We start from the raw sequence: 12,462 nt of genomic DNA, 5'->3' as shown, positions 1-12,462 counted from the left end.
TCAATACATTTTTAACATATATTTTTTATAATTTTATTAGCTTTTTGGAAGAAGTTTTACAGGATCTATAGATCTTCCCTGATAAGAAATTTTAAAATATAATTCGCTTCTGTCTATCATACCTGTATTTCCTATATCTCCTATATAATCGCCTTTTTTCACAATATCCCCAAGTTTAACATTTATTTTAGAAAGATGAGCATAAGAAGTATTATATCCGTTTTTATGTTTAAGTATGATAACAGTACCGAATCCTCTTATATTATCAGCATATTCTACGATTCCGTCATCAGAAGCTATAACTTTATCGCCTACATCTCCTAATATATTTACACCTCTGTTTGCAAGTTTATCAGAAGCTACTCCATATCCTGAAATTATTATTCCTTTATAAGGCCATATAAAAGAACTTTCAGGCAATAAGCTGTCATCATTAAAAGAGTATGGAACCATTTTTGCCATTTTTATTTTTATATTTGCCCCTGCATATAATTTATATTCATTAGCATTTTTTATATTATTAAGCTGCATTAAATCTCTTAAATCCATTTTATGTTTCTGAGCTATTGAATATAAAGTATCTCCGCTTTGTACTTTATAATTTGATATTACTAAAGCAGTAGTTTTTTTAGGATTAGCATATACTTTAAGAGTATCTCCAACTTTCAAAATATATTTGTCATTTATATTATTTATGGAATATAATTCTACTAAATCCATTCCTCTTGCTAATGCTATTTCGCTTAAAGTATCTCCATTTTTTACTTTATAATTTTCTAAGGTTCTATATGAAGATTGTTTTGAAGAACTGCTTATATTAATATTATCATATATTTTTAAAGTATCTCCGATTTTTAGTACATAATTATTATTAAGATTATTTAACTCAAGCAGATCTTTTAAAGACATAGAATTTTTTAATGCTATTTCTCCAAGAGTATCTCCATTTTTTACTTTATATGTTTTTATAGTTTTGCTTTGTGCATTAGATGTATTTGCTCTTGCATATATTTTTAATTTTTCGCCTGTTCTTAATTTATATTTTAAAGGATCATCTATATTATTAATTTTTAGAAAATCATTTACGCTGATATCATTTTGGAAAGCTATTCCATATAAGGTATCGCCGCTTTTAACAGTATAATATTCTATTTCTTTTTCAGCCTCTTTTTCATTATTTGTATTATTTTCTTTTTTAGATGATTTCACATACATAGTTTTACCTACATATAGTTTATATTTATCAGGATCATCTATATTATTTATCTTCAAAAATTCGCTTGCTGTCATGCCATGAGAAAAAGCTATTCCATATAAAGTGTCTCCGCTTTTTACTTTATAAGTATCATAACTTTCTGTATTATTATTATTATCTGTATTATTTGAACTTGAAGCATTACTTTCTTTTTGATTGTTTGCAACTTTAAGAGTTTCTCCAACTCTAAGATTGTATTTATTGGCATCTTTAATATTATTTATAGCTAGAAATTCATTAGCAGTCATTCCATGTGCGAATGCTATACCGAATAGAGTATCTCCATTTTTTACTTTATAATCTTTATATGAGTTTCCTTCCTCTCCTTTCAAGCCGAAAACTTTATTATCAGAATCATATACAAGAGTATAGCCTTTTTCTTTTACTTTTAAAATTTCTCCAACTTTAAGATTATATTTATCAGGGTCTTTAATATTATTTATTTTTAAAAATTCATTTGCACTCATATCATGGGCGAATGCTATTCCAAATAAAGTATCTCCATTTTTCACTTTATAATCTTTATAATCAGCAGCAAAATTTAGAGAAGCGAAAGTGCATCCTATAATAGAAGCATATTTAAAAATATTTCTCATAATTATTGTTTTCAGTTCAATTTTGGGTCTTTAATTTGCTATTTCAAAAACATCATCCATAGGCGGATCAGAAGGCATAACTGTAACAGTTACCTCTTTAACACTAGACATCTGAGGTCCTATCTTGATTTTTTCTATAAACTCATCAATACCATTTTTAGTCTCTAAATATCCAATGACTTCTACTGAACCGTCATAATTATTCCATACTTTTCCGCTGACTTTCATTTCATCAGCTACCTGTTTGGCATAGTATCTGAAACCTACGCCTTGAACTCTTCCTTTTAATATAATATCTACTTTAAACATATATAGATTATCGGAAATATATTTTATTGAATTTATATGTATAAATGAAAATTGACAATTTATACAAATGGTTATAAAATGCTTAAAATGTATAATATAGAAATTACTATAAAAAATATTGATTTAAAGTTTACTTCAAATGATAAATTATTTTCGCCTAAAAATATAGATATAGGAACATTATCTATGATTGATGAGGTAAATTTTGAAAATGAAAATAAAATTTTAGATTTAGGATGCGGATACGGAGTTGTGGGAATATTAGCAGCAAAGATAATAGGTGAAAATAAAGTAGTTATGTGCGATATAGATTCTGAGGCTGTAGAAGCATCAAAGAATAATGCTGTTTTAAATAATGTTTCAAATATCAGTATTATTCAAAGCGACGGATTAAAAAACATAATTGATAAAGATTTTTCTATGATACTTTCTAATCCGCCTTATCACACAGACTTTTCTGTTGCAAAACATTTTATAGAATCAGGATTTTATAAATTAGCATTGAATGGTAAATTCATTATTGTAACTAAAAGGCTTGATTGGTATAAAAATAAACTTTCATCTATTTTCGGCGGTGTGAAGGTGAAAGAGAAAAATGGATACTATATTTTTATATCTGAAAAGAGAAATATGCTTGACTCAAATAAATTAAAGAAAAAATTAAAAAAAGAGGATAGAGATGCTCTTAAAAGTATGAAATCCAATAAAAAGAATCATAAATGACCTATTATAGGAAGTCCTGTTATATAGAAAAACAATACATTTGCTAAAAAGCCTATTATAGTACCAAAAATTATACCGAATATTACATCAAAAGGATAATGAAGTCCTACATATACGCGGCTGAATGCTATAAGAGATGCTATAGGGTAAAACAGCAAAGCAGAATATAAACTATAACTTCCCATAGAAAATGATACCGAAAAAGCTACCATTGTGTGTCCTGATGGAAATGAATGCTTATCAGGAGGGTACATAAATGGTATTTTGGCATGCTTTTGATAGGGACGCGTTCTGCTGAAGAAACTTTTTATATATAGAAATAAAAATATGCAGATAAATATTCCCGTTACTGCTCTTGAAAAATATAAATGGGCATAATCTATTCTGAACATATAAAATATCAAATAAATTATCATCCATATATATCCGTCTCCCATTCTGCTCATAAATTTCATAAAGGTTTTTACAGGACCTTTTCTATTATCTTTAAATATTTTTAAGAATAATTTACTGTCTATATTAGACATAAATCTTATCAATGGAAGATTATTTATATAGCTGAGCCTTTTCTGCTTTCTTCGCTTTTTTAGAATTTTTTTAATTTTTTTTCTTATTTTTTTCTGATTTTTGGGGCTATCATCATTAATGTTATTTTGTTTGTTTTCCATAAAAAGAAGTCCAATTTAATGATCTATAATAAAATACCATAAAATATAAATAAATCAACTATTAAAAAATATTACAATGTATATTAATTTTAAAATATTTAGTGAATTTTGTAAAGTTTCCGAAAATAAAATAAACATATAAAAAATTCATTTTAGGATATAAAAAGGTGCTTGTAGGAAATGATGCTTATGAAAAGTTTATCGATTATATAGAAAATATTATAAACTTTAATTTTTTATCTCATATACCCGGTTCTGATGATACTGTAGAAATGCAAAGGGAATCTATTATTAATATAGTGAAAAGATCAAATACTAATGAAGCTTTTTTAGAATATATATCATATACATATACAATATTTGAAAATGATATAATCAGACAATTATTATCTATTTCTTGGACTAAAGGAAACGGCGAAGAAGATAAAATAATTAATGATGATAAATTTGAACTAAACAATGAAGAATTAGTTAATTATGTATCCATACTTTTAGTTTTAAGAGATGTAATGCATACAAGTTATATAGCATCTCTTCCTATATACTATGAATATAAATATGAACAGAAAGAGTTTATTGACAAGGCAAGAGAAATGATAGAGCATTCTGTATCTAATATATCTACTTTAGAGAATATTAATCCTATATTTATATCAATAGCGGCAAAAAGTGTTATTCCCTATTCTATGACAAATGATGAGCTTTCTTCCTCATCTAAACTTATAGCAATACTTTTTAATTTATCAAGAATAATGGCATCATATCCTTATACTGATAAGATTATTGAAAATACTCAGCCCATATTCTCTAGTGCTTTATATAATTTAGTTAATAATGCTTCTTTCTTGGGATTGGATTATAAGATGATAAGAGTTATATATGATAAAGCAAAGGTAGGAGAAATAAATTGGAAAAATTAAGTAAATATAATATAAACTTTATAGTATCTGCTATATCATCTTTAGTTATAATATCAATGTGTGCTTATATGATTTTAAATATACCGGCATATATCATGAAAATATTGATGTTTATAGAATTTTTATGTTCTTTTTATTTTGTATGTGTTTTATTTTACAAAATGAATAAATATTCAAGAATTGAGACTTTTTTTTATTTAATTATATATTTAGTTCCTTTTATATTGTCTATACTTGGACTTTTTTATATAACTAACTTTTTTTCTTTAAACAGAGTATTTTTAAGAGAAAATATTATATCTTCTTTTCTTACTAGAGGATATCATGTTCTTTTTATTTTTTATGTATCACATATAATATACTTTTTTTATTTGTTCAGTATTGAGAATAAGAATACTTTTTATTCTTTGATATCTTCAAATTTTATCATAGTTATTTCTGTGATAATGGCTGTTATATTTATAGTATTATATGGAATAATAAATTGGGTTTTTGACAATAAGATAATAACTTCTTATGAAGATAAAAAAAATGAAATAATATATGAGGCAGGACTTGCATTTTCTCAGAATGCTGACAGTGATGAACTTGAATATGAGGGGTTTGCTAAAAGTTATAATATGGTTCTTGTATATTATGATAATGAATTAAAATACAGATCAGAAGATTGGGATAATTTTGAAAGAAGTAATTTGCTTTTTGAAGTTTCTATTATGCAGGGAAACGGATTTTTATTTATGGGAAGCGGGAAGGAATTTATTTATCCATATTACATGTTTATACTAATATATGTAATAATAAATTCTATTATATTAACATGTTCTATAATGTTCTTTAAATTATTCTTAGACAGAAAATTTAATAGTTATGTTAATATTATGATAAAAGGTTTTAAAGAAGATAGTTATATATATGCAATAGATACTGATAAAATGGACGATACAGAAATAAAGAAATTATCAGAATTATATAATAAAAAACTACTTACATACAAGTATAGAGAAAGATTTATAAAGATGTTTACAAGATAAAATTTATTCTGTAATGTATAAAATACTGCTGTATTATCTTTGTATATAACGATTATTGTATCATTTAATAAAAGTCTATTTAATATTTTTTAATTATATTATAAAAGTCATTTTTTTAATAATATTTAATTGGAATTTACCTGAAACTTTTTTTACATTTTATCGTCTAATATGCTATAATATTAAGATGATGTAAAATATAAAATTAAGAAAACATTTATGAGAACAATAATAGAAACAGTTGTAAAAAGACCCGTAACTATACTTATGGTTATTCTATCAGTGATTATTCTAGGTATTGTAAGCCTTTCAAAACTTTCAATAGATTTCATGCCTAGTGTAGAAGTTCCTTATGTAAGCATATATACAAGTTATAGAAATGCTGGTCCTGAAGAGATAGAAAAATCGGTTACAAAAATCATTGAAGGAGCTGTAGCTACGGTAAATGATATAAAAGAAGTTACTTCTACATCAAGAGAAAATGCATCGGATGTAACAATAGAGTTTAATTGGGGAACAGATTTAAATGATGCTTCAGAGGATATAAGAGAAGCATTGGAGCAGGTTGTAGATTTACTTCCGGATAATGCAGAAAAACCTATAATAAGAAAATTCAGTACAGATGATATTTCACTAATGGAAGTTGCTATTTACGGCATAAATGATCAGGCGGCTTTATATAATATAGCGGATAATCAAATAGCACCTCAAATAAAGCAGGCTAAAGGCGTAGCTCAGGCTGAAGTTTTAGGCGGCTTAAAGAATGAAATAAAAATAGATGTTAATTTAAATAGATTAAAAGCATATAATATTAATATAAATGATATAGCTTCTGTACTTGCAAGGGATAATAACAACTTAGTAGGAGGACAGGCTAATCAGGGTTTTTACAGATATACAATAAGAACAATGGGAGAAATCAAAAGTGTTGATGATATAAAAAATACTATTATTGATTTGAAAACAGATGATTTAGGCAATTCTTCTATAGTAAAAATACAGGATTTAGCTGAGGTTTATGAAGGATATGATGATGATGTTAATATAATAAAGATTAACGGTGAAAATTCCATATCAATATCTGTAAGTAAAGAGTCAGGAGCTAATACGGCAGAAGTTTCTAAAAATGTAATAAGACAATTAGAAGAATATAATTTTCCTCAAGGCATAAAATATGAAATAATGTTTAATACAGCAGATAGTATAAATGAGTCTATAGCAGGTGTTCTTGATGCTGCTTGGCAGGGCGGACTTTTTGCAATTATAGTTCTTATGATATATATGTGGAATATTAGAACTGTATCTATAATAGCCATATCAATACCTCTTTCTATAATAGTAACTTTTACTCTTATGTATTTTATGAAGGTTACTTTAAATGTAATATCTCTTTCAGGACTTGTACTTGGAATAGGTATGATGGTTGATAATTCTATTGTAGTACTTGAAAATATATTTTATTACAGACATCATGGCTATGGAAAATATTCATCAGCTATTAACGGAGCTTACAAAGTATCGCTTGCTATTTCAGCTTCTACTTTCACTACTATTGCTGTATTTCTTCCTTTTTTATATATTGAGGGTATGGTTAGTCAAATTTTTAGAGATTTATGTATTACAGTTACAATATCAATGATAGCTTCATTGCTGGTTGCTATTTTGATAGTACCTATGTTCGGAGCAAGACTTATAACAAATAAAAAATTAAAACTTTTGTCAAAATTTGAAGCTTTAAGTAATAAATACATACATAATAATATGAAAAATCTTTATGATAAAATTCTGAGTTTTGCAATAAGACGAAAAAAAACAGTATTAATACCGTCTATGGTACTAGTATTTGCAGTGATATTCTTAGGTGTTAGTTTTATTGGCAAGGAGGGTTTTCCTGAAACAGATGAAGGTCAGTTTATGGTACGCGTAACTATGCCTATAGGTACAAAATATGAACAGACAGAGTCATTTATTGGGCTTATGGAAAATGATATAAGAGAAATAGTTAAAGATGATTTAATTAAAATTCAATCAAGGATAAGAAAAGGAGATGAGGCAAATAGTGCTAATATAAGGATAGAATTAAAATCTAAAAGCAATGGAAGAAAAGGGAGTATTGAAGATTATATAGAATTTATAAGAGAAAAACTTCAAATATATCCGGCAAAAATAAATGTTATGGCATTGGGTTCTAGTTCAGGAGGATCATCAGGAGAGGCTATAAAAATAGAGATGCTTGGAGATGATGTTGAGCAGGCAAAAGAACTTGGCGACAGAATAGTAAGTGCTATATCAAATATAGAAGGCATAAGAGGGGCAATGGTTGATATTGATGAATCAAATAGGGAACTTCAAATATATGTTAATAGAGACATTGCCGCTAAAATGGGACTTAAAGTTAATGATGTTGCAAGAATAATAAATACAAGTTTTGCAGGAAGAACAGCTACTACAATAACTCCTGAAAATTCTGACTTTACAGATGTAGATGTTAATGTTCAGCTTGAAAATATTGATAAGGTTACAATAGATGATGTAAAAAAGATAAGCATACCTGTAAAAGGTGTATTGATACCATTATCATCAATAGCTGACATAGTAAAAAGTTACGGTCCTAATAGAATATACAGAAAGGAGCGAAAGAGGTATACAACTGTAATTGCCAATATTTATGAAAGACCTTTAAATGAAGTTATTACTGAAGTAAGAAACACCATAGATGATAATGTTTTTATACCAAATGGAATATATATAAATTACGGCGGAGATTTTGAAGATATGAATGAAGCATTCGGACAGTTAATACAGGCTTTGATTTTGGCTTTAGTTTTAGTTTATGCAATAATGGCTAGTCAATTTGAATCTTTAATAGCTCCTTTTGTAATAGCATTTGCAATTCCTTTTGGATTTGCAGGTTCGCTTATTGCCTTGTTTATAACGAATACAACACTCAATGCTTATAGTGCTATAGGTTTTATAGTTTTAATTGGAATAGTAGTTAATAATGGTATAGTATTAATAGATTATATGAATCAGATAATGCATGAGAAGCATATAAAAGGAGATGAAGCTGCATTGCTTGCAGGAAAAAGGAGATTAAGACCTGTGCTTATGACAACACTGACAACTATATTAGGTATATTGCCTATGACTTTAGGTATAGGAAGCGGAAATGAAATGTATAAGCCTTTAGCTACAGCTTTATTGGGTGGGCTTGTAGTTTCTACTATGTTTACATTAATTATAGTACCAACAATTTATGCAGCTATTAGAAATAAAATACCTCTTAAAGATTATGATAAAAAGGATAAGGAAAGTGCTAATGATTTTGAGGTTAATAATGCTTTAAATTCAAAATCATAAATTTTTAATTATTAGAGTTTATATATGAGCAAAAAAATTTTAATTATAGGAAGTATAAATAAAGATCTTGTTATAACAGCTCCTCGTTTTCCTAAGGAAGGAGAAACTATATTAGGCAGCAATTTTTATACAGGTAATGGCGGAAAGGGGGCAAATCAGGATTGTGCTATAGCTAAATTGGGAGGATGTGTGAGTATACTAGGAGCTGTTGGAGATGATGATTTTGGAAAAGATTTATTTTATGCTTTGGAGTCTAATAATGTTAATACGGATAATTTAATAATAAAAAAGAATGTTTCTACAGGTATTGCAGTTATTACGGTTACTGATTATGGAGCAAATAATATTATTGTGGCACAAGGAGCTAATGCTTTAATTACAAAAGATGATATAAAAGAAGAATTAATATCTTTATATGATATTATAGTGCTTCAGCTTGAAATACCTTTAGAAATAGCTGAATATTCTGCATATATTGCTAATAAACTAGGAAAAACGGTTGTTCTTAATCCTTCTCCGGCAGTAAAACTTAATAAAAATTTTTTAAGTTATGTTGATATATTGATACCTAATGAAACAGAGATAGATATTATAGGCGGTGCAGATTATGCTTTTAAGTGCGGAGTAAAAAACATAATACTTACTTTGGGGGCTAATGGCTGCGATTTAATCAATAAAGAAGGAATAAAACATTTTGATGCTTATCAGGTTGATGTTTCCGACACTACTGCTGCGGGAGATAGTTTTTTGGGCGGAGTTGTGAGAATGATGGCAGATGATAAAACTATTGAAGAAGCTATTTCTTTTGCTATGAAAGTATCTAATATAACAGTTACAAGAAAAGGTGCAATAGATTCCATACCAACTTATGATGAAGTTATTTCTAAAAAGTGGTAATATTTTTATTTTATAAATATATTGTTTTTATATTATTGACATATTGACTTTTTTTACTATACTAAAAACTATATATAGTAAAACTAAAAGAGATTTTATTTATGAAAAAATATTTATTTATATTATCATTTATGCTGCTTGTTATGTTTTCAGAAAAAGAATGCAAAGGACCAGACGGAGACAGCAAACCAACACCTTTTAGAAAAGAAACAGAAATGATTTATAATAAAAGATATAATTTAAATTTAAACGATGTTTTTTATAGTATAATGATATTTGCAGTAATTTCTTTGCCTTCATTATATGTTATAAATAAAAAAATAAATTAAAGACTATTTGTAAAATTGTGGAGAATATTATGATAAATGTAGAAGATTTAATAGATGTAGAAGGTGCAAATATAAATGAAGATGATTGGAAATTGTATAAAGTATTTAAGCCTATGAAAATTTTTGGTAAAGAATTAGAAAGTTTATTTGATATAGGTGTTCATAAAGTTTTGAAATTAGAGGATATTATAAATGATTTGAAATCCCATATTAAATTATTGTCAGATTCGAGGGAAGAATTAAAGAATGCCTACGGCGATTTTATGTTTATAGATGTAGATGATAATTGGTATGATAATCTAGAAATATATAAAATCCTAATAAAAGTAAATGATGACGGCAGTATAGATTCCAAAGTAGATTGCGGAGACGATGAAAATATATTCAGTGTATATTTTAAGGATAATGATATAATTAATATTATGGAATCAAATATAAGATAGATTTAATTCCATATAATTAATAGCATTTTATATAGTATAGGAAGTATTACAACAGTTAAAGCCCCAGCAATACCTATTGCAAGCCCAGACATAGCCCCTTCAGTTTCGCCAAGTTCTATAGCCTTACTAGTTCCTACAGCATGGGAACAAGTACCTATTGCAAGTCCTACTGCAAGAGGAGATTTTATTCTAAATATTTTGCATACAAAAGGTGCAGTGATAGCTCCTACTACTCCAGATATAATAACCGATAGAACAGTTATAGATTTCATTCCTCCCATATTTGCAGTTATATCTACAGCAATTGCAGTAGTAACGGACTTTGTCAGCAGAGAAGGAAATAATTCCTGAGATATTCCAAGTAATTTTGCTGAAATAAATATTCCGGTAATACCTAATGAACTGCCGATAGCTATACTTATTAATATTACAGCCAAGTTAGCTTTTAATATAGGCATATTTCTATATATAGGCAGAGCCAATGCTACAGTTGCAGGTCCTACAAGAGCATTTATAAATTTTCCTCCGCTTTCATTATAAACTGTGTAAGGTACTTTCATAAAATATAGAGAAAAACCAACTAATATTACACTAGTTACTAAAGGTGTAAGTACAGGTAATTTAGTTTTTATATATATAATATATGCTATTATATATGCTATTAAAGTTATTACTATTGGTATTATAGGATTTTGTATAAATAATTCTTTCATTTTGATTTCCTTATTTTAGAGAATATTTTTTCTAAAGATTGAGCTGAGAGACCTGTTATAACCATTATAATTATAGTTAGCAATAAGCATATAATAACAAAAGGTATTATTTCTGCTTTAACATATTTGTATTCATCTATAATAGCCAAAGTTCCCGGTATAAAAAGCATTGACATATTTGCTATTAATAAATCGCTTGCTTCATCTATATGATTTTCTTTTATTATTCCAAGTGCTAGTAATACAAAAAGAAGTATCATACCTATTACATTGCCAGGTATAGGAAGTCTTAAAGTTTTACTAAATATATCAGCTATAGAGTATATAGAAAAAATAATTGTGAATTGTTTTATTAATTTCATTTTTTATTTCCAAACTAGAATAAAATTTTATTTTTTGATAATAGATTATATAACTAATTTATTGTTTTTCAATAGCTTAATACTATTAAAAATAATGTTTTATATAAAAAATATTATTTTTATATTTAGTTATTGACATAATTTTTTTTTAGTTATATAATAGCATACCTTGTAAATTATAGGCTATCTAAAAATGTTTTAAGGAGCAAGAAATGGCAGGTGCTAAAGTAAAAACAGAACAAATCCATCTTCAATGCACAGAATGCAAAAGAAAGAATTATATAACAACAAAAAATAAACAAAATGTTCCAGAAAAATTGGAATTAAAAAAGTATTGTCCTCATGATAAAAAACATACAATTCATAAGGAATTAAAAGTATCAAGATAAATAATTCTGAATTAAGAATGTTTATAAATTTGGGTCAGTAGTTCAATTGGTAGAGCACCGGTCTCCAAAACCGGGTGTTGCAGGTTCGACTCCTGTCTGACCTGATTATATCTAAATTGTTGTAATATAATTTAAGGTAATATTTATGGCTGATAAAAAGAAAAATAATATAATTGACTCTATCAAAGAGATAAAAAAAGAACTCTTTGAGAGAAGTGTTTGGCCTACTCGTCAAGATGTAATGAATCAGACAGTTATTGTTATAATACTTCTTATTTTAGCATCAGCTTTCTTAGGAGCTGCTGATTATGTAGTAACATTTTTGACAAGGGCTTTATTAGATGGTTCTATTTTGGGTAGCTTAATATCCTCTAAAATCACATTAGTTCTTATTCTTGCCATAGTTGTTCTATTTGTGGTATATTTTGCTATTCGCTATATGAGAAAAAATAGATATAATAGGTGAA

Annotated in this window: 14 protein-coding genes and 1 tRNA gene; 10 read left to right on the top strand and 5 right to left on the bottom strand. The window is 27.1% G+C overall.

The window, feature by feature from the left end; translation table 11 throughout:
- Positions 1–36: 36 nt before the first annotated feature.
- Both BHAMNSH16_RS04595 and BHAMNSH16_RS04590 read right to left on the bottom strand, forming a co-directional pair.
- Positions 37–1,851, bottom strand: coding sequence for a LysM peptidoglycan-binding domain-containing protein (locus BHAMNSH16_RS04595; RefSeq protein ID WP_069732266.1), 1,815 nt, complete (start codon positions 1,849–1,851; stop codon positions 37–39).
- A gap of 30 nt (positions 1,852–1,881) precedes the next feature.
- The gene (locus tag BHAMNSH16_RS04590; RefSeq protein ID WP_008727267.1) at positions 1,882–2,160 is read right to left on the bottom strand and encodes an acylphosphatase; all 279 of its coding nucleotides are present in this window, start codon (positions 2,158–2,160) and stop codon (positions 1,882–1,884) included.
- Between the two features lie 87 nt (positions 2,161–2,247).
- Here BHAMNSH16_RS04590 and BHAMNSH16_RS04585 point away from each other — a divergent pair, with 87 nt between their 5' ends.
- Entirely contained in the window at positions 2,248–2,883 is a 636-nt protein-coding gene (locus BHAMNSH16_RS04585) for a class I SAM-dependent methyltransferase (protein WP_039953926.1), read from the top strand.
- On the opposite strand, the gene BHAMNSH16_RS04580 is transcribed toward BHAMNSH16_RS04585, so the two are convergent.
- Positions 2,874–3,551, bottom strand: coding sequence for a phosphatase PAP2 family protein (locus tag BHAMNSH16_RS04580; RefSeq protein WP_069732267.1), 678 nt, complete (start codon positions 3,549–3,551; stop codon positions 2,874–2,876). The two genes, BHAMNSH16_RS04585 and BHAMNSH16_RS04580, sit on opposite strands and share 10 nt — an antisense overlap.
- Before the next feature lie 167 nt (positions 3,552–3,718).
- Between BHAMNSH16_RS04580 and BHAMNSH16_RS04575 the strand changes: the two genes are divergently transcribed.
- The 6 genes from BHAMNSH16_RS04575 to BHAMNSH16_RS04550 all read left to right on the top strand — a co-directional run bounded on the left by BHAMNSH16_RS04575 (position 3,719) and on the right by BHAMNSH16_RS04550 (position 10,531).
- On the top strand, positions 3,719–4,471 hold the full coding sequence (locus BHAMNSH16_RS04575) for a pyridoxine kinase (protein ID WP_069732268.1): 753 nt from the start codon (positions 3,719–3,721) through the stop codon (positions 4,469–4,471).
- Positions 4,459–5,502 carry a hypothetical protein gene (locus tag BHAMNSH16_RS04570; protein ID WP_069732269.1) on the top strand — a complete coding sequence of 348 codons (1,044 nt, stop codon included), beginning with the start codon at positions 4,459–4,461 and terminating at the stop codon, positions 5,500–5,502. The genes BHAMNSH16_RS04575 and BHAMNSH16_RS04570 overlap by 13 nt, the downstream gene beginning before the upstream one ends.
- 219 nt (positions 5,503–5,721) lie before the next feature.
- On the top strand, positions 5,722–8,862 hold the full coding sequence (locus BHAMNSH16_RS04565; protein WP_008728868.1) for an efflux RND transporter permease subunit: 3,141 nt from the start codon (positions 5,722–5,724) through the stop codon (positions 8,860–8,862).
- 24 nt (positions 8,863–8,886) lie between these two features.
- Positions 8,887–9,759, top strand: a complete 873-nt coding sequence (locus BHAMNSH16_RS04560) for a ribokinase (protein ID WP_008728867.1) — start codon at positions 8,887–8,889, stop codon at positions 9,757–9,759.
- Between the two features lie 101 nt (positions 9,760–9,860).
- The gene (locus BHAMNSH16_RS04555; RefSeq protein ID WP_008728866.1) at positions 9,861–10,088 is read left to right on the top strand and encodes a hypothetical protein; all 228 of its coding nucleotides are present in this window, start codon (positions 9,861–9,863) and stop codon (positions 10,086–10,088) included.
- Between the two features lie 29 nt (positions 10,089–10,117).
- On the top strand, positions 10,118–10,531 hold the full coding sequence (locus BHAMNSH16_RS04550; protein WP_008728865.1) for a hypothetical protein: 414 nt from the start codon (positions 10,118–10,120) through the stop codon (positions 10,529–10,531).
- A gap of 2 nt (positions 10,532–10,533) precedes the next feature.
- Here the strand turns inward: BHAMNSH16_RS04550 and BHAMNSH16_RS04545 are convergent, their stop codons facing one another.
- Both BHAMNSH16_RS04545 and BHAMNSH16_RS04540 read right to left on the bottom strand, forming a co-directional pair.
- Positions 10,534–11,244, bottom strand: a complete 711-nt coding sequence (locus BHAMNSH16_RS04545) for an LrgB family protein (RefSeq protein WP_008728864.1) — start codon at positions 11,242–11,244, stop codon at positions 10,534–10,536.
- Positions 11,241–11,606: a CidA/LrgA family protein gene (locus BHAMNSH16_RS04540; RefSeq protein ID WP_008728863.1), complete on the bottom strand. Its 366-nt coding sequence runs from the start codon at positions 11,604–11,606 to the stop codon at positions 11,241–11,243. Before BHAMNSH16_RS04540 ends, BHAMNSH16_RS04545 begins: the two co-directional genes overlap by 4 nt.
- A gap of 212 nt (positions 11,607–11,818) precedes the next feature.
- On the opposite strand from BHAMNSH16_RS04540, the gene rpmG reads away from it, so the two are divergent.
- The 3 genes from rpmG to secE all read left to right on the top strand — a co-directional run bounded on the left by rpmG (position 11,819) and on the right by secE (position 12,461).
- The gene (gene rpmG / locus BHAMNSH16_RS04535) at positions 11,819–11,995 is read left to right on the top strand and encodes a 50S ribosomal protein L33 (RefSeq protein WP_008723772.1); all 177 of its coding nucleotides are present in this window, start codon (positions 11,819–11,821) and stop codon (positions 11,993–11,995) included.
- A 31-nt stretch (positions 11,996–12,026) separates the two neighbouring features.
- Positions 12,027–12,099: transfer RNA gene (locus BHAMNSH16_RS04530), tRNA-Trp, on the top strand.
- Positions 12,100–12,140: 41 nt separating this feature from the next.
- Positions 12,141–12,461 (top strand): preprotein translocase subunit SecE, encoded by a 321-nt coding sequence (secE, locus tag BHAMNSH16_RS04525; RefSeq protein ID WP_008728861.1) that lies wholly within the window; start codon positions 12,141–12,143, stop codon positions 12,459–12,461.
- Position 12,462 lies beyond the last annotated feature (1 nt).

This window comes from Brachyspira hampsonii (assembly GCF_002214805.1).
Classification (GTDB): Bacteria; Spirochaetota; Brachyspiria; order Brachyspirales; family Brachyspiraceae; genus Brachyspira; species Brachyspira hampsonii.
This window is presented reverse-complemented; position numbering and strand designations above follow the sequence as displayed.